Annotated in this window: 9 protein-coding genes; all 9 read right to left on the bottom strand. The window is 71.1% G+C overall.

The annotated features are described in order from the left end of the window. Positions 1 to 41: 41 nt before the first annotated feature. From HED23_RS14960 to HED23_RS14920, 9 genes are read right to left on the bottom strand one after another with little or no spacing between them, the layout of a single operon-like run. A complete protein-coding gene (locus tag HED23_RS14960; RefSeq protein ID WP_203183913.1) occupies positions 42 to 1,805 on the bottom strand; it encodes an ABC transporter ATP-binding protein in 1,764 nt (587 codons plus the stop codon). Further along, positions 1,802 to 3,652 (bottom strand): ABC transporter ATP-binding protein, encoded by a 1,851-nt coding sequence (locus HED23_RS14955; protein WP_203183912.1) that lies wholly within the window; start codon positions 3,650 to 3,652, stop codon positions 1,802 to 1,804. The genes HED23_RS14960 and HED23_RS14955 overlap by 4 nt, the downstream gene beginning before the upstream one ends. Further along, positions 3,649 to 4,377, bottom strand: coding sequence for a class I SAM-dependent methyltransferase (locus HED23_RS14950; RefSeq protein ID WP_203183911.1), 729 nt, complete (start codon positions 4,375 to 4,377; stop codon positions 3,649 to 3,651). The genes HED23_RS14955 and HED23_RS14950 overlap by 4 nt, the downstream gene beginning before the upstream one ends. A 40-nt stretch (positions 4,378 to 4,417) precedes the next feature. After that, positions 4,418 to 5,236 (bottom strand): thioesterase II family protein, encoded by an 819-nt coding sequence (locus HED23_RS14945; RefSeq protein WP_238441954.1) that lies wholly within the window; start codon positions 5,234 to 5,236, stop codon positions 4,418 to 4,420. Continuing rightward, entirely contained in the window at positions 5,233 to 6,483 is a 1,251-nt protein-coding gene (locus tag HED23_RS14940; protein ID WP_203183910.1) for a cytochrome P450, read from the bottom strand. Before HED23_RS14940 ends, HED23_RS14945 begins: the two co-directional genes overlap by 4 nt. Continuing rightward, a complete protein-coding gene (locus tag HED23_RS14935) occupies positions 6,480 to 8,417 on the bottom strand; it encodes a Gfo/Idh/MocA family oxidoreductase (protein WP_203183909.1) in 1,938 nt (645 codons plus the stop codon). The genes HED23_RS14940 and HED23_RS14935 overlap by 4 nt, the downstream gene beginning before the upstream one ends. Then, the gene (locus HED23_RS14930; RefSeq protein ID WP_203183908.1) at positions 8,414 to 9,574 is read right to left on the bottom strand and encodes a saccharopine dehydrogenase NADP-binding domain-containing protein; all 1,161 of its coding nucleotides are present in this window, start codon (positions 9,572 to 9,574) and stop codon (positions 8,414 to 8,416) included. Before HED23_RS14930 ends, HED23_RS14935 begins: the two co-directional genes overlap by 4 nt. Continuing rightward, on the bottom strand, positions 9,571 to 15,108 hold the full coding sequence (locus HED23_RS14925) for a non-ribosomal peptide synthetase (protein ID WP_203183907.1): 5,538 nt from the start codon (positions 15,106 to 15,108) through the stop codon (positions 9,571 to 9,573). The genes HED23_RS14930 and HED23_RS14925 overlap by 4 nt, the downstream gene beginning before the upstream one ends. Then, positions 15,105 to 21,680 carry a non-ribosomal peptide synthetase gene (locus tag HED23_RS14920; protein ID WP_238442274.1) on the bottom strand — a complete coding sequence of 2,192 codons (6,576 nt, stop codon included), beginning with the start codon at positions 21,678 to 21,680 and terminating at the stop codon, positions 15,105 to 15,107. The genes HED23_RS14925 and HED23_RS14920 overlap by 4 nt, the downstream gene beginning before the upstream one ends. Positions 21,681 to 21,894: the final 214 nt, after the last annotated feature.

Here is a 21,894-nt window from a genome sequence, read left to right as displayed (position 1 = left end):
TTCCAGTGGTGTTCCGCCCGTCCTCAGGGCGCGGGCGGTGGTCATCGCGTCGTCTCCAGCCGCCAGCCGTGGGCCTGGGTGCGCTGTTCCCAGAAGGAGGCGTACGTGCCGCCCCCTGTGACCAGCTCGCTGTGGGTGCCGCGCTCGGTGATCCCGCCGTCCTCCAGCACCAGGATCTGGTCAGCGGTGACTACCGTGCTGAGCCGGTGGGCGATGACCAGCAGGGTCTTCTCGGCGGCGAGCGTGCGGACCGTCTCGGCGAGCAGGGCCTCGTTCTCCTGGTCGAGCGCGGCGGTGGCCTCGTCGAGGACAAGGATCGGGGTGTCCCTGAGAAGGGCACGGGCGATGGACACGCGCTGGCGCTGACCGCCGGAGAGCGCGATGCCGCCCTCCCCCACCCTGGTGGCCCAACCGTCGGGCAGCTCCTCGATCACACGGTCGAGCCCGGAGAGCGCCGAAGCCCTGGCCAGCCGCTCGTGGCCGGCGTCCGGGGCACCGATCCTGACGTTGTCCTCGATCGTGCCCTCGAAGAGGTACACGTCCTGGAAGACCAGGGAGACATGCGCGGCGAGCGCCTCGGGAGCGATGTCCCGTACGTCGACGCCTCCGACCCGGACGGTGCCTTCGGTGGTGTCCCAGAATCGGGCGAGCAGCCTGGCGACCGTCGTCTTGCCTGCCCCGGAGGGACCGACGAGGGCGGTCATGCTGCGTTCCGCCAGGCGGAAGCTCACGTCGCCGAGCACGGGGCGCGTGGCGTGCGCCTGCTCCTGGGCCACGCCCTTCCCCGTGTAACGGAACCCGACTTCCTCGAACTCCACCTCGGCACCTCGGGGTACCTGCGGCTCCGCGGGCTGCGGGAACGGCTGCTCGTCCAGGACGGCGCTGAGCCGCTCCAGGCTGTTACGGGCGATCCGCATCCCGGCGCCCACGTCTGCCGCCCCGGAGAGGCTGTCGATCAGGCGGACCGTCAGCACCAGGAGCGCCAAGAGGGTGGGGACCGTCAGCGAACCGTCCAGGTGCCAGGACACGCCCAGTGCGAGCAGCAGGGCGAACACCAACCGGGCGGCAAAGGCGAAGGAGACCAGGCCGGGCAGGCCACGGACGATCAGCCGGCGGTCGGCCCGCGACTCCGCGACCAGGGCGTCGTCCAACGCCCCGTAGCCTTCGGTGGTCCGGCCGAAGGCCCGCAGGACGGGCTGGTTCTGCGCGAACTCCAGTACACGGTCCGAGGCTTCGCCGATCGCACCGTCCCGGCCCTCGTCCAAGCGGCGCATGACGGCGGTGCTCGCCGCGTGTACGGCCAGCAGCACGGGGGCGCAGACGAGCAGCACGAGCGCCGTCCGCCGGTCGAAGAAGAAGGTCGCGATCACCAGGGTGACCGGGGTCAGCAGCGAGCTGATGAAGGGCCTCAGCAGGTGGGCGGGCATGTTCATCACCTGGATGACGTTCTGCCCGGCAAGGCGGCTGAACTCGGCGGCCCGTCCCGCGGTGAACCAGCCGAGGGGCAGGTCCAGTGCCCGCGCCGCAAGCCGGCGGTGCAGGACCCGGGAGAGCTGCGAACCGACGGTGAAGCCGCCCCTGAGGGCGGCGCCCTGCAGGGCCGCGTAGCCGAGAGAGATGACGACGAGGGCGGTCAGCCATGGCCACACACCGTCTGGGTGGTCACCCAGCAGAGCACGCAGCGTGGGCACCAGCAGGGCGAAGGCGACGCCTTGGAGGACGGCCGCTGCGCACAGGAGGGCAAGCAGGGCGCTCAGGGGACGGGAGCCCTCGCGCCCCAGGACCTTGTACAACTGGCGGATCATCGTGAGCTTCCCTCTCGGATGTCGTCCCGGGTTCCGTCCGTGGGCGGCGCGGCGGAGACCCGGCCGGGTGTGCCGGACGGTTGCTCCTCCCGCTGGGCTTCCCACAGCCGGGCGTACCGGCCGCCCCTGGTCACCAGGTCCTCGTGGCGGCCCTGCTCGGTTATACGTCCGCCTTCCAGGACCACGATCCGGTCGGCGGTGCGGACCGTTTCCAGCCGGTGTGCGATGACCAGCAGCGTGCGGCCTCGCGCCAGTTCGGACAGCGCGTCCTGGATCAGCGCCTCGGAGTGCGGATCGGCGTAGGCGGTGGCCTCGTCCAGGACGAGGACGGGGGCGTCGGCGAGCAGTGCCCGTGCGATGGACAGGCGTTGGGCCTCTCCACCGGAGAAGATGACGTCCGTGCCGGCCTCGGTGGCGTACCCGTCGGGCAGGGCCATGATCCGGTCGTGGATGCGTGCGGAGCGGGCGCACCGCTCGACCTCCTCGTCGGTGGCGCCGGGCCGGCCGAGGCGGATGTTGTCGGCGACGCTCGCCCGGAGCAGTCGCACGTCCTGGAGGACGAAGCCGATACGGCGGTAGAGCTCACCGGCGGGGATATCCCGGATGTCGGCGCCGCCGATGGAGACCGTACCTGCCGTGACGTCGTGGAAGCGGGGTAGCAGCGAAGCCAGGGTCGACTTGCCGGACCCGGAGGGGCCGACGAGCGCGGTGACGGTGCCGGGCACGAGATCCAGGTCGATGTCACTGAGCGCGTCGGTACGGCCGTCGTAGGAGAAGGACACTCCGCGCAGGGAGACACCGTTGTGCTCGGGCACGCTCGGTGTCCCTGAGCCGGGCAGGACGGGCGTGTCCAGCAGTGCGGAGATACGGACGGCTGCCGCCTGGCCGGCCCGGATCTGCTGAATGCGGGGGCCGACCACGCCCATGGGGGCGGCGACGGCCGGGCCGAGCAGCAGGAAGGGCACGATTTCGGCACCGGTCATCCAGCCGTTGGTCACGGACACCGCGCCCGCCACGGCCAACAGGAGGAGCACCACGGCCGGGGAGACGACGAGCAGGGCGGCGGTCGAGGTGGCGAGCGTCGAGCGGACCCACCGGGAGAAGAAGTCGGCGAAGCCGTCGGTCGCGCCCAGGAAGCGTTCGTACGCCGTGCGCCCGCGGCCGAACATCTTGAGGACGGCGATGCCACCGGCGAACTCGACGGCAGCGGAGGAGATGCGGCTCAGCGCGGCTCCGTACTCGGCCATCTGCGCCCCCGCTCCGGACATGGCCCTGCTGAACAGGAACACGCCGACGGCCAGCGGCAGGACGCTGATCAGGGCCAGGCTCGGGTCGATGGTGAACAGGTAGACCAGGGCGAGCACCGGGGCGGTGAGGACGCCGACGACGTCGAGGAGTGTGTGGGCGACCAGGGTGTGCAGGGCCCGTACGTCGTCCTGGACCGCCTGCTTGACCTGGCCGGTTCCCCTCGTGGTGATCCAGCCGAGGGGCAGGCGGCCGATGTGCTGGGCGAGGCGTCGGCGGAGTGCGAGCTGGATGTCGTTGTCCGCGAGGTGGCTGACGGCTCCGGCCGCCGAGCCGCACAGCAGGGCGAGCAGGCCCGCTGCGCAGGCAAGTGTGACCAGCGGCCAGAGGTCGTCGCCGCCGACCCGGGAGCCGTCGGTGAGACGGTCCGCGATGCGGGAGACGGCGATGAACGGAACGACTCCGGCGAGGGAGGCGACCGTCTGGAGGCCGACTGCGAGGGCGAGGCGCCCCCGGGCACCGCTCAGCAGGGTACGCAGCGCGGGCTGCGGGGTGGAGGGGGGTGTGGGGTCCGGACCGTGGCCGGACGGGTGCGGCTTCACTTGACGAGGACTCCGATCTCGGGGATGGCCTGTCCGCCGGCCTCGGTGATGCGGCGGCTGGTCATGCCCGCTTCGGCGGCCAGCCGGGCGACGTCGAAGGTGTGCCAGACGTAGCTGTCGGTCACCTCGCGCACGGTGCGGCCGTCGGACAGGACCTTCCAGGTGGTGGTGAACCGCATGGCGTCGCCCTCGGTGGGCTCGCCGCCGATCCACCACTCGTAGGTCTGGCGTCCGATGGTCTCTCTGAGGGACATCACCGGCGGGATGACGCGTGGGGAGGAGACGCCCATCAGTTCCACGACGATGGGTGCTCCGTCCGGCAGGCAGGCGGCGAGCCGCTTCCAGAGGGCCACCCGCTCGGGGACCGTGAGGTGGCCCGCGACACCGAATATGACTACGGCCGACAGTTGGTCGGGCAGGGGCAGGTCCTGGGCCGCTCCGTCCACCACGGTGACACGGCGGCGCAGATCGGGATTGCGGGCGACCCGTGAGGTGAGCATGGCGCGCATCGTTGCGGAAGGCTCCGCCACGATGATCTCCGCCTGCGGCAGTGCTGATGCGATGACCTCGGTCACGCGTCCGGTGCCCCCGCCGATCTCCAGCACGGGGCCGTATGAGGTGTCGACACCTTCGAGGACACGCCTGAGGGGTGGTCCGCTGCTGGCGGTGTGCCGGGTGGCGACCATTTCGTAGAACTCGGCCGAGGTCGAGTAGTAGTCGATCAAAGGAATCTCCAGGAGAACGGACGGGGACGCGGCGTCCGGCTCACGGCGTGCTCGGCCACATGTGTCCGCCCGCGGTCAGCGAGGGGTCCATCCGCCGCAGGACGGTGGCGACGACCTCCCGGCGCCGGGGGGTGAGGTAGAAGTGGTCGCCGGGGAAGGTGCGTACCTCGGTACGGGCGGTCGTGAGATCCGCCCAGCCTCCGGCCCGCTCGCTGATGCGCTCCTGGCCTAGTTCCGGGTCCTCGCTGCCGGTCAGTACGTGGACCGGGCAGTCCAGTCGCGGGCGGACGGAGGGACGGTAGGTCTCGATGAGCCGGTAGTCGTCGCGTACGGTGCCGAGGACCAGGGCACGGAGGCCCTGATCATCGAGCACCTCGCTGCTGGTGCCGCCCAGCCGTCGCAGTTCGGCGCAGAGCACGTCGTCGTCCTGGCGGTGTACGTCACCGACAACGGCGGTGCCGGGGGCGGCGCGACCGGAGACGAACAGGCGGCGCGGGGCCGGTGCCCCGCGGCCGTTCAGCTCGTGGGCCAGTTCCCAGGCGACGGCCGATCCCATGCTGTGCCCGAAGAGGGCGTACGGCCGGTCGAGCAGGGCCGACAGGACGTCCGCGAGGGCGGTGACCAGCTCATCCATGCTCACGATGGCGGGGTCTTCGTAGCGGTCCTCGCGGCCGGGGTACTGGATGGCGAGCAGTTCGACCTCAGGGGGCAGCAGTGCCGCCCAGGGGCGGTAGAAGCTCGCGCTGCCGCCCGCGTGCGGAAGGCAGATCAGCCGGAGGCGGGGGGCGGTCCCGTCGCTCCAGCGCCTGATCCACGGGCTGTGGGAGGCGTTCGGGAGTGAGAGGGAGGAGGCGGTCACCAGGTCACCATCAGTTCTTCGAGTCCGAAGGTGGCCGAGTCGTGCTTGAACGTGACCTCCTCGCGGTCACCCGCGAGACGCAGGGTCGGAACCCTGCGCAGGAGTGTTTCCAGGGCGATCTCCAGCTCCAGCCGGGCCAGATGTTGCCCGATGCACTGGTGGACGCCGTAGCCGAACGCGATGTGGTGGTTCTCCGGCCGGTGGAAGTCGACCTGTTCCGGGTGTTCGAACCGCTCGGGGTCGTGGTTGGCCCCGGCGAGGAGTCCGATGACGCCGTCGTCGGCGGGTATCACCCGGCCGGAGAGCTCGATGTCCTCGGCCGCCACCCGCAGCGGGATGGAATCGGCGATGGACATGACGCGCAGGAGTTCGTCGACGGCGCGGGGCATGAGCGCGGGCTCGGCCAGCAGTTCCTCCTTCAGGTCAGGCCGGTCAAGGAGCAGCAGCGTGCTGAGGGCGATCATGTTGGTGCTGGTCTCACGGCCGGCGTTGATGGTGATGCCGACGGCGGAGAGCAGTTCGTTCAGGGTGACGTTTCCGGTGTTCAGGTGATCGGTGACGAGCTTGGACAGCAGGTCGTCGCCGGGTTCCTTCTGGCGTTCGGCCACCAGGCCGCCTATGAGGCCGAAGAGACCGCCGAGGGCTTCGGAGACCTGTTCAGCGGTGCTGTGGCGGGAGCCGGAGATCCGGGTGACGTCCCGGAAGAACTCGAGGTTCTCCCGGGGGATGCCGAGCAGTTCGCAGATCACCGATGTGGAGACGGCGTTGGCGTACGCGGAGACGAAGTCGACCGGCTGCTCGGCGGCGAGCATGTCGTCCACGAGTTCGTCCACGCGGGCCTGTACGGCGGGCCGCATGGCGCGTACGCGCCGGACGGTGAACTCCGGAAGGAGCATGCGGCGGTAGCGGGTGTGCTCAGGGGCGTCCGTGCGGATGAAGGGGCGGAATTTCGCCCCGGCCTCCTGCTCCCCCTCGCCGAGCGCCGGGAAGTTGGGGCGGCGGATGTCCGCGCTGGCGCGTGGATCGGAGAGCAGGGCGCGCACGTCGTCGTAGCGGGACACCACCCATGCCTCGCGCCTGGTGGGGAGCGTCACGCGCGCCACCGGATCATCGGTGCGCAGGGTGTCGTACTCCGCGGGCGCGGCAAAGGGACAACCCCGCTGGATCGGGAAGTCGCGGGGCAGGCCGGCTTCGGACGGTCCGCTCACGCCGGGGGTGCCGGAGCCGGGAGGGGTGGAAGCGTTCATCGGTAGTCCTCGGTAGGTGCTGACGGAGACGAGAGGGGGCGGCGGGCAGCGGGTACCGGGCCCGGCTCGTGGGTGAGTACGGCCAGGGGCGGCGCACCGGGCCGGGTGGGCAGGGCGCGTACGGTCATGCCGGACTCGGCGGCGACGTCGCTGAGACCGAAGGGGTGCCAGCGGTACGAGTCGTGCACCTCGCGCACCACACCGGGTTCGTCGCCGCGGTGGACGCGCCAGGTGGTGTGCAGGCGCATCGCGGCCGTGTCCGTCTCGTCCGGCGCCCCGGAGAACGACCATTCGTAGCGGTGCTGTCCGGCACGAGCAGTGGCGAGCCTCGTCTCGGGCAGAGTCAGCGGCGCGTCGAATCCCATGAGTTCCACGACGACGAATCCACCGGGGGCCAGTCGTTGTCTCAGCCTCTCCCAGAGCCTGCGGCGCTCTGCGGTGCCGAGGTGGCCAAGGACTCCGCAGAGGAGGACGGCGCCGATGCGGTCGGGGAGTTCGCAGTCAGGAGCGGCGTCGGCCGTGACGGTGACCCGGGAGCGCAGGTCCGGATCGCTGAAGACCCGACTGGTCAGTACGGCGCGCATGCCGACGGCCGGTTCGCAGGCGAGGATCTCCACGTCGGGCCTGGCGCGAGCGACGGCTTCGGTCAGGAGTCCGGTTCCCGCGCCGATGTCGAGCACAGGGCCGTCACCGAGTTCGGCGTCGGCGAACAGGGCGGCGACGGCGGAGGCACTCGCGGTCGCGGTGTGCTGTGCCGCGACGAGGTCGAAGAACTCCGCCGAGGGGGTGTAGGGAGCCGTTTCCTCGGAGTGCTCGGGTGGAGCGGCCCGTCGAGTGGTGAACGCGGCCGGCTCAGGGTCCGGGAACACGTCGCCGGCCGAAAGGGGGCGCGGAGTCCCGGGCCTGACGATCTCGGGCGGCCCCAGCCGGGCTGCAAGGTCGGACCAGATGCGGCACACCGCGAGGTCGTACTGCCCGGCTCGAAGGGCGTCTCCACCACGCACCGCCGCGTCACGCAGGCCGTCGAGGGCGCTGCCGATCGCCTGCGGCCACAGGTCGGTGAACACGTTCTGGAAGGTGCCCGTGGTGCCGACGACTGCGGTGGTGCCGAGACCGAGGCTTCCCGTGCCCGGGCCGTCGAGGCGAAACCGGCGGTCCTCGTCCCTGGTGATGTGCAGCCGTGGACTCCACAGGACTGGTCCGTGGGTGTCGGCCAGTGCGAGGACGCCGCCCTCGGTACCGATGGAGAGCCGGTGCCAGTGCAGTGCGTGGTTGTCCCGGTCGGACGGATCGAGCTGGTGGTGCACCCGCAAGGTGACCGGTACGCCGCCGATCACGCCCTGCAGGGTGCGGAACGGCTGCGGACCGATGTCCGCGGGCAGCGCGGCCGGGTCGGCGAAGCGCCAGGGGCGCAGGGTTCCCAGCGCCTGACCGAGAATGTCCACCATCGGGTGCAGCAGGTGGACGGGCGTGGCCGCGTCCACGAACAGCGGCTTCTGCAGGGTAGTGAGCCTGCGGGCCGCTTCGATGAAGGATCGGACGGGGCCCACGTGCGGATAGTGGGTGTTGACGCGGTACTGCACTCCACGACGCCGTGCGTGTTTGAGGCAGTCCGTCAGTTCCGTGAGGTGCACAGGGTGTTCCTGGAGTACGTGGATGCCGCGGTCCATCAGTGCCCTGGCCAGCTCCGTTCCCTCTCCGCCAGAGATCGAGGAGCTGACCGCCACGCATGCGGCGTCGATGTCGTCCGGGAGCTGATCGACGTCCGTGAAGAAGGGCACGCCGGTGCTTTCCGCGTACGCCCTTGAGGCGGCGGAGCCCCGGCTGAGGATGCCGGCCAGGACGTATCCGGGCCGCCTGCGAACGGCTTCGGCGTAGAAGCGGCCGAAGTTGGTGCCGCAGACGAGGACACGGAAGGGTGCTGCGGCGGTCACAGGACCCCCTCCTCGTCCGGCTCGGTGTCCGCCGGTGCGGCGGTGCCGGTGAGCCGCAGCTCGCCGGCACCGCCCGTACGCAGGTGGCGGACCACGGCGTCGGGGTCGAGCACGTCGCACGCGAAGTGGACACCGGGGGGCACCACGGCGTCCAGGACCGCGTCGACCGCCAGCGCGCCGACGGCGGCCGTCAGCCGGTAGCTGCTCGCGGCGCGCAGCGTCAGTCCGGCCGTCGCGGGCCGTCCTGACGCGGCCCCGGCCAGTTCGAAGTCCATGACGTAGTAGGGCTTGCGCCCGGCCAGGTCGAGATCGGCGGCGAGGATCAGGCGGCGTGCCAGCTCGTCCGGGTCGGCGCCCTCGGCAAGGTGGCCCGGCAGGAGGCTGAGCAGGGAGCGCACCTGGGCACCCGGGTGGACGTTGTACCAGTCGAGCCGGTCGAGCCCCAGGTCGTTCGCGAGGCGTTCGCTCTCTCCACTCAGGTAGGGCTGCACAGCGACCCTGCCGGGGAATCCTGCCCGTTCGGTGTCCTCGGCGGTACGCAACGCGCGTGTGACGCGACGGCCGCCCCGGACGGCCGCGAGCGGCTCGCCGTAGGCGGCGCCGTCCGCGCCCCCGGAGGTGAGCGAGAGCATGAGGTCCTGCGCCACCGTGGGTGAGCAGGTCTCCAGGCCGCCGCAGTGCGCCGTCAGACCGGTGGACCGGTCGAGGCCCTGCCGGGCCAGCCAGCGCGGCAGCAGGCTGGACAGGCCGGGCAGCGCCCCCGCCGACAGGACCACGGACCGGCCGTCCTGGCCGGGGTCGCCGTCCTTGAGCAGGTCCTCGGCGGCCGGGTCGTCCCCGGCGACGTCCACGCAGTGTGCTCCGGCGGCGAGAGCGGCCGAGGCGACGGTGGCCCGGAGCCGGTAGGTGGGGCCGACGCAGTTGAGGACGACGTCGCATCCGTCGGCGAAGGCGCTCAGGCCGCCCGGGGTCTCGGCGTCCGCTCTGACGGTCTCGTCACGGCCATGTGGGTCCTGTTCAGCGATCGCACGGAGCGCCGACGGGGTGCGCCCGCCCAACCGCAGTCCCCCGTGGCCGAGTGCCCGCAGCTCGCGCACGGCGGCCCGGCCCACGGCTCCGGAAGCGCCCAGGACACCGATGAGAGGTCTTTTCGTCATCGGGTGATCGCTCCCTGGGTCAGCTCACTGAGGGTCTTGAGGATGGTGGGGGCGTGTTCGACGGACAGGCAGCTGTAGTGGTCACCGCCGATGTCGACGATGTCCAGTTCGCCCAGTGCCAGTTCGTGCCAGTACGTGGTGACGGCGTCCTTGCTTCCGGGGAAGGGATACGCACCGTCGTGACGCAGGAAGGTGATGTCGCCCGCGTACGGCTCGGCGTCGTAGCGGGTGATGGCGAAGACGCTCTGCCGGAAGGCGAGGAACAGCCGTGTCATGTGCTCGGGTTCGTAGGTCCCCGCGGATGCGGGGACGGCCTCGCACATCCGCGCTATGCGGGTCGGGCGGGGCACCTCGGCCAGGGCCCGGAAGCGGTCCGCTACGTCGGCGAACTCGGCAGGGAGCGCGGCGAGCCCGCCGTCGGGCAGGACCCCGGGGCTGCCGGCCAGGACGGCGTCGGCTGCCGCGGCCACCCGGTACTGGTCGCCGGGGAAACCCAGCGCGGCGGGGTCGATGCCCATCATGACGGCGAAGGAGTACTCGGAGAGCAGCTCGTCGTCCAGACGGAAGCGCGGGCTGTGGCTGCTGATGACGGTGAGGCTCTCCACCTCGGCCCCGGACTCCGCCAGGTTGCGGGCCACTTCGGTGGCGATCAGTCCGCCCAGGCAGTAACCCACGACGTGGAAGCGGCGTCGGCCGCCCGCTGTCAGGGCGCGTGCGTAGTCGGCGGCGAGCTGCTCGATGAGTCCCTCGGGCGGGGAGGCGAGGAAGCCGTTCAGGTCGGGGACCTCCACGCCGACCACCTCGGCGAGTCCTGGGGAGCGTCGCCTGATCTCGGTGATCAGCGCCCGGTACGGCATGATCGTGGCGGTTCCGGCGTGCACGAGCACCGTTGTCGGCTCATCGGCCGACCGCGCACCGTGCAGTTGGATGACGGGATCGGTCCGTATCGCGGTCCCGTTGCCCAGTGCTTCCTCCTCGCTGGTCAGTCCCCGCAGGAAGCCGGCGAGTCCGGCCACCGTGGGGCGGCGGAGCATCTGCCGCAGGACGACTTCCCATTCGAGTTCGGCGGCCTGCGGTACGCGGTCGCGCAGTTGGGCCACCATGCGGGCGACCAGCAGGGAGTCCCCGCCCAGGGCGAAGAAGTCGTCGTTCCTGGTGACGCGCTCGACCGACAGGAGCTCTGCCCAAAGCCCGGCCAGGCTGGTCTCGAGGTCGTCCATCGGCCGCTCGTCCACCACGGGCCGGGTGGTCTCCCGGGGCAGCCAGGTCCGCAGCAGTGACCGGTCGGTCTTGCCGTTGGCGGTGCGGGGCAGGGTGTCGACCACCTGCCAGACGGTGGGAAGCATGTACTCGGGCAGCCGGGTGGCGGCGCTGCGCGACAGCTCGCCCACAGGTACGTGGTGCCGGTCTCCCTTCACCGTGGCGATGAACACCTCCTGCCCGGTGGCGGCCAGCGGGTCCTCCGGCTCCGGCAGTGACACCACGTCCGTCGCCTCGTGCCGGTCGAGGAGCTCCCGCCACTGCGAGTGGGTGAGGAAGGACTGGCCGGTGTGTGCGCGTACGTCGGTCCAGGTGTGTCCGGCGACCTCGAGGAACTCCATGGAGACCAGCAGAGGGCAGTTCTCGTCACGGGTGTTCTCGACGAACACGAGCTGTCCGCCGGGAACCAGCAGTTCTCGCAGCCGGCCCACTGCCGCATCGGCGTCGGCGGCGGCATGCAGGGTGTTGGCGCACACCACGACGTCGAAGGTGTTGGGTACGAGGCCCTGCTCGCGCGGGTCCTCGTCCACGTCGAATCGCTGGTACCGCACCCAGGCGTGGTCCGCGAAGCGTTCGCGTGCCTCGTTGAGGAAGAAGGCCGACGCGTCCGTGAAGAGGTAATCCACCCCGTACTCGGCGAGTACGGGCACCAGTTCGCCCGTGGTGCCGCCGACGCCTCCGCCCACTTCCAGCACCCGCAGCCGGTCCTCGCCGGTGTGTGCGGCGGCGATCTCGGCCAGTGCGGCGACGACGGCACGGTTGAGGTGGCGGATGGCGAGGTTGTCGCGGTAGGCGGCGTCCGCCGCCTCCAGCGCCGCGCCGGGGAAAAGGAGCTCCCTGATTCCTGTGTCTCCGGCGATCAGCTCCGGCAGCCGGTCGGCGCAGGTGCGCATGACGGTGAGCAGTTCGGTGCTCCACCCGACCTCGCGTTCCAGTTCGGCGGCGCGCCGCCATCTCCGTTCCAGCTCGGCCCCGGGGATGGCAGCGAGGCCCCTATAGGTGTCATCGGCGTCGCGGTGCGTCAGCTGCCCCCGGCCGGCCAGGGCGCGCAGCCATCGCCGCACGATGTGACGGTGGCGGGGGGTCGAGCGCAGGGCGGTGGCCACCTCGTCCGCCGAGTGTGCGGCGCCGTCCCCGAAGAGCCCGGCCGCCAGGAGCACGCGCGTCATCTCTGCGAGCGCGACGTCGTCGAGAGCGTCGAGGAAGGCCGTCAACTGCGCGGGGTCGACGGCTTCGGACGCTGCGCGTACGGCTTCGGCCGCCGCCTTGTGGACACCTTCGGTGGCCTGCCTCGCCGGCTCGTCGCCTTCGCGGCGGGCCGTCTCGACGAAAGCGGCGAGACGTCGGCCTCCGGAGCCGGAGTCGTCGACGACGACCGCGCCGGCGGCCACGGCCGGGTGTGCCTGGACGGCTGCTTCGACCTCGGCGAGTTCGACCCGGTAGCCGCGGATCTTCACCTGGGCGTCCTCGCGGCCGAGGAACTCGATGGATCCGTCGGGGAGGTAGCGTCCGAGGTCGCCTGTGCGGTAGATCCGTTCACCGCTGACGGGGTGCACGAGGAACCGCTCCGCGGTGCGTGCTTCGTCACCGATGTAGCCCATGGCGACGCCGGCTCCGCCGATGTACAGCTCGCCCGGGACCCATTCGGGCCGTTGGCGCAGCTGCTGGTCGAGCACGGCGAAGCTCTGGTTGGTCAGGGGCTTGCCGTAGGGGATGCTCGGGCGTGCGGTGTCCACCTCGCCGACGGGGTGCGCGATGGACCAGATGGAACCTTCGGTCGCGCCGCCGAGGGAGATGACTTCCAGGCCCGGCAGAACGGCACGGGCCTCGTCGGGCAGGGCGACCGGGACCCAGTCGCCGGAGATGAGGGCCAGCCTCAGGGTGTTGTCGTCGTCGGCGACCGGCTCCGCGCGGAGCCAGTCGCACAGCATGTGCAGCTGTCCGGGCACGGAGTTCCAGACGGTGACGCCGAAGTCCTGGACGAGTTCGGCCCAGTGCGAGGGGTCGCCGCGCCGCTCGGCCTGCGGCAGGACGAGTGTCGCGCCCACCGACAGGGGGCCGAACAGGTCGTACACGGAGAGGTCGAAGCTCAGCCCCGCGATGCCGAGGACGCGGTCCTGGTCGTTGACGGCGTACCGGCGGTTGATGTCCTCGACGGTGTTGAGGGCGGCGCGGTGGCTGATCATCACGCCCTTGGGCGTGCCGGTTGAGCCCGACGTGTAGATGACGTAGGCGAGTTCGTCGGGGTGGCGGGTTGCGTGGAGCGTCGTGGCCGGGAGGTCCTCCGGCAGCAGGTCGACGGCCGAGGCGGACACGTTCGGGGGGAGGTCGTCGGTCTCGGCGAGCCAGGACTGCGTCAGGACCGTGCGGACAGCGGCGTCCGCCAGGATCGTGTCCCGGCGGGCCGGCGGCTGTGCCGTGTCGACAGGGAGGTACGCGCCGCCCGCGATGAGGACCCCGAGCACTGCGACCGCCTGTTCCCACCCCTTGTCCATCCAGATGGCCACCGGCTCACCCGGCCGCAGCCCGGACTCCTCCAGAGTGCCGGCCAAGGCGCTCGCGCGGTGGACGAGCTGCCGGTACGACAGGGCCAGCTCGGGTGTCCGGACCGCGATCGCGTCCGGTGTGGCCTTCGCCTGGGTGAGCACGGGTGCGTGGAGCAGGGTGTCCGGCAGCGGCCCTTCGGTCGCGTTCACCTCGGACCTGCGGGCGGTCTGAGCCACCGGGAGTTCGACGTGGGCCGGCTCGTCCCAGGCCGCCTCACCGACGGCGCCTTCGCCCGACAGAAGGCGTACGAGGCCGGTGTAGGCGGCGAACATGTCCTCGGCGACCGAGCCGCTGAGTGCCCCCTCCCGAATGTCCCACGACAGGCTCAGCGCGTCACCTCGCCGCATGACCTGGCAGTCGAGCCACACCTGCGGCGTCTGGGTGACGGCATACGTCACCTCCGGGGGCACCCCGCCCGATGTGGCACCGGAGCTGAGGGCACTGGTGAAGACGACCGGCATGAGGACCGGTGCTCCGGCTCTGCGGGAAAGCTCGGCCAGCACCTCGGATCCGGTGAACAGGGGGTGGCTCAGGTCTTCGAGAAGCTGGCCGCCGAGGGTCTGGGTCCGTTCGGCGAAGGACACCGGGGCGTCGAGGTCGACGGCCAGCAGTTCGAGGGAGGTGAAGTCACCGACGAGCCGGCCTATGTCCTCGTGCAGCGGGGGGCGGTCCACCGTCGGCACGTTGAGGGTGAACCGGGTGGTGCGTGACCAGCGGCCGACGGTCTCGGCGTAAGCGGTGAGCAGTGCGGCGGACACAGTCAGTCCTCGTCGTGCCGCCCGTTCGGTGAAGCGTTCCCTGGCGGAGGACGGGAGCAGGTACTCGAGCCTGGCGAAGCTCGCGGCGTCACCGGTCGCGGCTTCGCGGCCGGTGACCGTGGCGCCCTCCACCTTCGGCTCCCAGGTTTCCGAGAGAGGAAGTTCGGGAGCGGGCGGAAGCGTGTCGAGCCGGTCCGTCCAGTACGCCCGGTCCCGGGTGTACTCGGCGCCTTCGGCGAGGGCACGCCGGGCCAGGACGTAGTCGCGGAAGGAGAACCGGGGTGCCTCGGACAGTGCGGAGCCGCTGTAACGGGTCTGGAACTCGGCGAGGAGGATCCGCAGGCTGGCGTGGTCGACGGTGAGCATGTCGAAGGACAGGTGAAGCACGGCACGCGTGCCGGTCAGGCTCACGTGCACGTCGAACAGCGGCCAGCGGTCGGTGGGCTTCTGCCGTACGGACATCCGCGCCCGGGTGCGCGCGACGGCCGCGTCGGCCTCGCTCACGTCGGCGATGGCAACCAGGTCATCGACGGTCACGTCCGGTGCGGGGACGTCGGGCAGCACCCGTTGGTAGCCGTCGCTGTGGATGACGGCGCGCAGCATGTCGTGTCGCTGGACCAGCTCGCCCCACACGGTGGCGACGCGCTCCACGTCGAGCTCGGCGTACTCCAGTTCGACGTAGGCATGGCAGCCGATGCCGCCGTAGGCGTAGGCATCGGTGCGGCCGATGAGGTAGGCCGCCTGGATGTCCGTCAGCGGAAAGGGGTCGTGGCGCCCGGCTTCGTCGCTCCGCAGGACGGTGTCGTCAGCTTGTAGGTGGTGCAGGATCGCTGCCTTGTGCGTGCGCAGTTCGGTCCGGATTTCGTCCGTGAGCCGGCCCTGCGGTGCGCGGAAGCGGAGTTGTCCGTCCTGAGCCCACAGGTGCACGCCCTCGTCGGCGCAGCGGGCCAGAAGTTCAGCGGGGTTCACAGTTCTCCAGTTTCGTAAGCGGTCGAGTCGGCAGCGAGCGTGCGGGTGATGTCCGCGCCGAGGGCGGCGATGGTCGGAGCGGCGTAGATGCGCCGGGCGGGCACGGAGACCCCGAGCCGGCGTTCGACCGCGCCGACCAGGCGGAGCGCGGAGAGGCTGTCCCCGCCGAGCGTGAAGAAGTTGGCGTTGCGGTCCGGCGCGTGGCCGGGCACGTACTCCTGCCACAGCTCCGCAAGCACCGTCTCGACCTCACCCCGTGGCGGCTCGGCACCGGTGGCGGTGGTCTCCTGCTCGGCCGTGCGGACCAGGATGTTCCGGTCCACCTTCCCGTTTCCGGTCAACGGCAGGGCCGGCAACGCGAGCAGCCGGGACGGCACGGCGTAGGCGGCCAGCCGCTCGGCGAGCCAGGCGGGGAGAACAGCGATGACGTCGTCGGTGGCAGTGACCTCCTGCGGCACGACGAAGGCGACGAGACGCTTGGCTGTGCGCTCCCCCACCGCGACCACCGCGGCACGTACCACGTCCGGGTGCGCTTCGAGGGCGGCCTCGATCTCACCGGCCTCGATGCGGTGGCCCGCGATCTTCAGCTGGCTGTCGAGGCGGCCGAGGAATTCCAGTGTTCCGTCGTCCCGGTACCGTCCGAGGTCTCCCGTGCGGTACCAGCGCCGGCCGTCCCGCACGACGAACTTCTCGGCTGTGCGGTCCGGGTCCGACAGATAGCCGCGGGCCAGTCCCAGGCCGCCGATCCACAGCTCTCCGGGGGTCCAGTCCGGGCAGTCACGCCCCGCCGGGTCGACGACCCGGTAGTCCTGCCCGGTGAGGGGCCGTCCGTACGGGATGGAGACCCATCGGGGGTCCACCTCGTCGACGGTCAATGTGTTCGACCAGATGGATGCCTCCGTGGCTCCGCCCATGGCAACGAACACGCAGGGGCGCGCGGTCCGCTCCTTCAGTCGGCCGGGGAGGTCGAGCCCGATCCAGTCACCGGAGACCAGCGCGGTACGCAGGCCCCGGATGCCGCCGTTACCTGGCGCACGCCGTTCGTCGGCGTCCAGCAGAAGGTCGAGGAGAGCGGGAACGGTGTTCCATACCGTCACGTCATGACGGGCCACCAGGCCGGGCCAGCGCGCCGGTTCGCGGCGCAACTCCTCGGTGGGCAGCAGCAGGGATCCGCCGACGGACAGCAGCCCGAAGATGTCGTACACGGACAGGTCGAAGTCCAGGGCCGACAGTGCGAACACGCGGTCGTCCGGGCCGATGCCATGTCGGGTCCCGATGTCGGCGACGGTGTTCCAGGCGGCGGCGTGGGTGATCTCGACACCCTTGGGCTCACCTGTGGAGCCCGACGTGAAGATGACATAGGCGAGCGCGTCGGGGTGGATCTCCCTGGGGGCCGACAGCGGCGGGAACGCCTGCGTGTCCGGGAATGACAACACGCGGGGTGCCGTCGTGTTCTCCTCCTGGCCGGGCGGGGCGGGCCAGCTCCCCACCACGAGCCGGAAGCCGGCCGTGGCGCGTACCCGTTCCAGCCGAGCGGCGGGCTGTTCGAGACCGAGCGGCACATAAGCGGCACCGGCCACGACCACGCCCAGGACGGCGGCGATCTGTTCCGGGCCCTTGGGCAGGGTGACGGCGACCAGGTCGCCCTCGCCCACCCCGGCGGCCACCAGAGCAGCAGCCGTACGCAGTGCCTGCTCGGCCAGCGGGCCGTAACCGGTCGTCGCACCGTCCGGGGTGACGAGGGCCGTGCGGGCGGGGCTGTTTTCGGCGTGCACGAAGAAGGCTTCATGCAGGGCAGCGGGTACCGGCTGGTCCCGTCGGGCCTCCAGCACCGCCGCGCGGCGCCGCTCCCGCTGCACTGCGGGCAGCGGATCGGGCAAGGGGGACGCCCAGTCGCTCGTCACCAGGTGGCGCAGCAGCCGGGTGTGGGCGGTGAACATGGCGTCGAGGACGCCGTCGGCGAAGAGTTCCTCCACCGCGTCCCAGGTGACGACGAGCGCTCCGGACTCCTCGGTGACCTGGTTGTCCAGACAGACCTGGGGGGACTGCGAGATGCCCCAGATCTTCGCCGGGAAGCCGCTGCCTGGATCCGCCAGGGCCGCGTCGCCGACCCCCACGGCGCTGGTGAACACGACGGGGGCGGCGGACTCCACCGTCCCCGCGCGGCGGCCGAACTCCCGCAGCAGCCAGTCGATCGGCACGTCCCTGTGGTCGAGGTCCTCGGCCTGACGCCGTTGGAGGGCTAGGGCGGAAGCCGGCCAGCCCTCGTCCTCCCGGCGGTATCCCGCCAGGGACAGCGAGGTGAAGTCACCCAGCACCCGATGGATATGCGGGTGCGCGTCACGCCGGTTGAACAGCGTGAGGGTGACGGTGACGGCGTCGGTTCCGCTCCAGGCCGCCAGCACCTCGCAGTACGAAGCGAGCAGCACGGTGGACGGCGTCAGGCCATGGCGGGCGGCGGCCTCCTTGAGTGTGCGCCAGTCCGCCGGGTCCAGCCGCAGTCGGCGCCGGGTGAAGGAGGGAGCACCGATGGTCGCCGGATCGCGGTCGAAGGGCAGCGAAGGGCTCGGGGGCAGTTCGTCCAGACGGCCCTGCCAGTGCGCGCGGGCACGCTCGGTCGCATCGGGATCGGAGGGCAGTTGGGTGAGGTAGTCGCGGAACGACACGTCCACCGGGGGAAGCGGACGCTCCGTGTCGGCGTAGAGGGCGTTGAGCTCGGCGTAGAGCGTGGTGATGGACAGCGCGTCGAGGACGAGGTAGTCCAGGCCGATGCCGAGACGGGTCCTGGTCGTGCCGGTGGCGTCCGGGTAGCGCACCGCCTCGACCGTGAACAGGGGCCAGCGGGCGGGGTCACGCACCTGGTGGGACAGGCGCTCGCGCAGGCGGGCCAGGGCCTCGGATGCTTCTTCGAGGCCCACGTCCTCGACGGAGATGCGTGGGACCGGGACATCGCGCAGGACACGTTGGGTACCGTCGGTGACGACGGCGCGCAGCATGCCGTGCCGGTTGACGAGCGCCTGCCAGGCCCGCTCCATCCGGTCGAGGTCGACATCCGTGCCGTCGAACTCGCTGTAGTGCCAGGTACCGACGCCGCCCAAGGTGAAGCCCGGGTCGCGGCCGGTGTGGTAGGCGGCCTGGACGTCGGTCAGCGGGAACGGTTCGTGGGCGTGGGCGGGGTCGGGCACCAGGGCTTCCCCCGGCCCGTCCTCGTCGGCCGCCGTAGCGGGGCGCAGCGTCGCACAGAAGTCACGGAGGACGGGGTGGGTGAACAACGCGGCGACGCGCGCGCCGGTGAGTCCGGCCGCGCGCAGCCGGCCGATCATGCGGGTGGCGACGAGCGAGTCACCACCCAGCTGGAAGAAGCTGCTGTCCCGGCCGATGCCGTCGACGCCGAGGAGAGCTGACCACTCACGCGCGACCGCGGTCTCCACCGGGCCGAGCGGCGCTCGTGTCCGGGCGGACCCCTCACCCGCCGCCGCCTCGGCCAGCGCATGGCGTACCGCGGCTCGGTCGAGCTTGCCGTTGGCGGTCAGGGGCAGATCGGCCAGGGCCAGGATCTGGTCCGGAACCATGTAGGACGGCAACCGTTCGGCGACCCGGTCACGGACCGTGTCCGCGGTGGGCGTGGCGCCCTGGCCGGAGACGGCGGCGGCGAGCCGCCGGACCGGGGTCTCCAGGACCGTGGCGACCGCGTGCAGGACGGTCGGATCGGCCTCCAGGGCCGACTCCACTTCGCCCAGTTCGATGCGGTGGCCGCCGAGCTTGACCTGGTGGTCGGCGCGTCCGAGGAACTCCAGGATGCCGTCGGGCCGGTAGCGGGCAAGGTCTCCGCTGCGGTACCAGTGTTCGCCCTCGTGCTCGACGAAGCGTTCGGCCGTGCGCTCGGGGTCCGACCGGTATCCGGCCGCCACCCCTCGCCCGCCGACCCACAGTTCCCCCGGGACGAAGTCCGGGCAGTCGCGTCCTCGGCCGTCGACCACGCGCGCCTTGGTATTCCGTAGAGGCCGACCGTAAGGGACCGATTTCCAGGCAGGTTCGGGGACGTCCACCTCGAAGACGGTCGAGTGCACCGCCGCTTCCGTCATGCCTCCGAGTGCCACGAAGCGGCAGCCGGGAACGAGGGAACGCAGGCGGTCCGGCTGGTCGAGACCGACCCAGTCCCCGCCGAGCAGGACCATACGCAGTGAGTCTCCGAGGCCCGTGTCCTCACCCGCCGTCATCAGCAGGTCCAGCAGGGCCGGAACGCACTGCACCAGGGTCACCCGGTGGGTGCGTACGAGCCCGGCCCAGTGGTGGGCGTCCCTGCGGTGCTCCTGACCGACCGCGACCACCTGGCCGCCGAGGGAAAGGGGGGTGAAGATGTCCCATGTGGCGAGGTCGAAGTCCAGGGCGGAGATCGCGAGTGTGCGGTCATCCGGCCCGAGCCCGAGTTCGTCCTCCATCGCCTCGATGGTGTTGACGACGGCACGGTGCGGGATCTCGACGCCTTTGGGCAGCCCGGTGGAGCCGGAGGTGAAGAGCACGTAGGCGGGCAGTTCCGCGTCCGGCTGAGCCACCGGCCCGGGGGTCTCCCCCAGGGCGTCCTCCAGGAGAAGGACGGGGGCGGACGAGACGTCCGCGCTCAGGTGGCGGTGCGCCCGGTCGGTGAGTACGGCGGACGGGCCGGCGACCGCGTGGATACGCGCACGCCGCACAGCGGGCTGCTCCACTCCCACAGGTGCGTACGCGGCACCGGCGGCCAGCACCCCGAGCACGGCGGTGATCTGGTCGGCGCCCTTGGGCAGGGTCACCGTCACGGTGTCGCCCTCGCGCACGCCGTGGCGGCGCAGGAGGGAAGCCACCTGCCGCGCCTCACAGGCGAGTTGACCGTATGTGCGACTGTCACCGCTCTCGCGCACGACGGCGGGCCGTGTCGGCTCGGTCTCGGCGAGGCGAAAGAAGCGGGTGTGCAGAGCGCGGTCCGGTTGAGGCGTGGGCGGCAGCGCCGCGACCGCGCGCCGGGACAGGACATCGGGGCCGAGCAGGGCGCCCACGGGGCGGGTCCAGGCAGAGGGATCTGTGACGAGACCGGTGATCAGCCGCTGGTACGCGTCGAAGGCCACTTCGGGGACGCCCGGCTCGAACAGACCATCGCGCACGTCCCAGTTGAGGAGGAAACCGCCGTCGAGCTCGGTGACCTGCGCGTCCAGGAAGACCTGAGGGCCCTGCGAGATGATCCAGACGGGTCGGCCGAACGACTTCTGGACGTCCTGTTCGAAGATCTCACCGAGTCCGATGGCGCTGGTGTAGACGACCGGTGCGAGCACGGGGGCACCTTCGAGGCGTGCGAGATCGCGCAGAACCTCCACACCGCTGTAGGAGCTGTGGGAGATGCCGGCCTGAAGCCCTTCCTGTACCTGTCGTGCCTGGCGGACGAAGGGCAGCGGGGCGCTCATGTCCGCGTCGAGCAGGACCGAACTGCTGAAGTCACCTACAAGGTGGGCCACTTCGGGGGTGAACATCTCCCGGTCGAAGAGCGGGAGGTTGAGCAGGAACCGCTGGCTGCCGCTCCATGCGGCGATGACTTCGGCGAAGGCGGTGGCAAGAGCTGCGGCGGGGGTCACGCCGTGGCGGCGGGCACGGCTGATCAGGGCGGCCTTGGCCTCGGGGTCGAGCCAGTGGTGCAGGCGGCGGGAATGAGTGAGCGAGGCGTCAACGGCCTGGACGGGGGTGAGCGGATCGACGGTGGTCGGCAGTCTTGGTGCGCCGGGCAGTTCGCCCAGCCGCTCCCGCCACCAGGCCGCGTCCTGTTCGCGCTCGGGCCCCCGTCTGCGTGCACGCTCGGCGAGATACTGCCGGTAATCGAGGCGGAGTTCGACGGGTATCGCGCCGGGGGATTCGTAGAAGTCCCGGAGATCGGACAGCAGGACCCGCAGGCTCAGTGCGTCCCCGGCCATCATGTCGAGGTCGATCTGCAGCCGTGTCCCACCGCCCGGAAGCAGGCACAGGGCGACACGGAAAACGTCGCCGGCCGCGAGGTCCCCGTATGCGTGGGTGTTGCGTTCACGCATACGCTCCAGCTCCGCGCCGGCCTCGTCGGCGGTCAGGGAACGCAGATCATGGACCGTGAGGCCGGTGTGCGCCCCGCCGTAACTCTGGCGCCCCTCCTCGTCGAAGACCGCCCGCAGCATGCCATGGCGCCGTACGAGCGTCTTCAGAGCGGTGTCCAGGCGGGCCGGGTCGAGTTCGCCGCCGTCCAACTCGACGTAGAAGTGGGCGGCGACACTACCGAGAGGCTGACCCGCCTGGCGGCCGATCCAGTAGGCGTGCTGCATGGTCGCCAACGGGAACGGTCCGGCCTCTTCCGCAAGCGCGACAGCGGGCGGCGCGGGCCGCCCACTGAAGGATGCGCCGCCACGGGCCTTCTCTTCGATCAGGCGCGTCCAGGCGTTCAGGGTGGGCTCGCTGGTGAGTTCCTTGAAGGTGACGACACTGCCACCCCGGCGCCACTCGCTGGCGAGTGCCATCAACATCAGGGAATCCAAACCGAGTTCGTAGAGATCCCGGTCGCCGTCCAGCTCCTGGGGAGCCATCTGTAGCGCGCGTGCCACCGCCTCGCGCACCGCACTCGGCACGCGGGCGGCACGGTCTACCGGCCCGCCTCGCGAAGCCTGCACCCCGGGGGCTGGTTCATCGCTCACTGATGGGGTCCTTCCAGGACAAAGGGGGCCAGTGCTCGCCGGCCGTGATCGGCGGCTCTCGACGCGAGGTCGGCCAAGTATTTGGAAATGATTATCATTTCTGAAA

Origin of the sequence: Streptomyces pratensis, assembly GCF_016804005.1 — a bacterium.
GTDB lineage: Bacteria > Actinomycetota > Actinomycetes > Streptomycetales > Streptomycetaceae > Streptomyces > Streptomyces pratensis_A.
Note: the sequence above shows the minus strand (reverse complement) of the source record. Positions and strands in the feature narration are given on the sequence as shown.

Bases quoted from the DNA above. Each gene is read 5' to 3' on its own strand.
- HED23_RS14960 (WP_203183913.1), bottom strand. From the start codon at position 1,805: ATGATCCGCCAGTTGTACAAGGTCCTGGGGCGCGAGGGCTCCCGTCCC.
- HED23_RS14920 (WP_238442274.1), bottom strand. From the start codon at position 21,680: ATGGCTCCCCAGGAGCTGGACGGCGACCGGGATCTCTACGAACTCGGT.
- HED23_RS14930 (WP_203183908.1), bottom strand. From the start codon at position 9,574: ATGACGAAAAGACCTCTCATCGGTGTCCTGGGCGCTTCCGGAGCCGTG.
- HED23_RS14940 (WP_203183910.1), bottom strand. From the start codon at position 6,483: ATGAACGCTTCCACCCCTCCCGGCTCCGGCACCCCCGGCGTGAGCGGA.